The sequence below is a fragment of the Thermodesulfobacteriota bacterium genome, assembly GCA_026415035.1.
GTDB lineage: Bacteria > Desulfobacterota > BSN033 > BSN033 > UBA1163 > RBG-16-49-23.
The window spans coordinates 1-548 of sequence record JAOAHX010000073.1; the positions used below are offsets into that span (position 1 = coordinate 1).

At 60.9% G+C, this 548-nt stretch carries 1 protein-coding gene; it reads right to left on the reverse strand.

Annotation, left to right across the window (positions count from 1 at the left end; genetic code table 11):
• The coding region (locus N3G78_14915; protein MCX8119207.1) for a protein-L-isoaspartate(D-aspartate) O-methyltransferase at nt 1-296 on the reverse strand (296 nt) is incomplete at its 3' end.
• Nucleotides 297-548 lie beyond the last annotated feature (252 nt).

A 548-nucleotide genomic window follows, 5' to 3' on the forward strand; every position in this document is an offset into this window, starting at 1 on the left:
ACCTGGACGCGGTCGGTATAGCCTAAGGATTCCAGGGTCTTGGCTGCGCGTTCGGCAAGCTCGGGGACGATCTCGACCGTATAGACCCGAACCCCCATCTCGGCAAGCACAGCGGCCTGGTAGCCTGAGCCTGTACCCAGCTCATAGACCCGCTCGCCGGCCTTGACCCCCAGCAATTGGGTCATGATGGCGACGATATAGGGCTGGGAGATGGTCTGACCCTGACCGATCGGCAGAGGCAAGTTGATATAGGCCAAGGCACGCTCGGATTCAGGGACAAAACGCTCGCGCGGCACGGTGCGCAGCGCCCGTTCCACCTCGGGGTCGAGCCGGTCAAAGCCAAGCTCTTGGGCCGTGGCCCGGACCTCGGCCTGGATGAGGTCTACTAAGCGATGGCGTTGATCTGTCATGAGATCCTCCGCGGCACCCGCTGGCGCCTGGATCGCGGCGCTGCCGATCAGGAAGGATAAAAGCAATCGCCAAAGATGGCTCATATACATAGCAGTCCCCCACATGATAACGCACTCCTTAAGGGAAGAGGGGTAAGT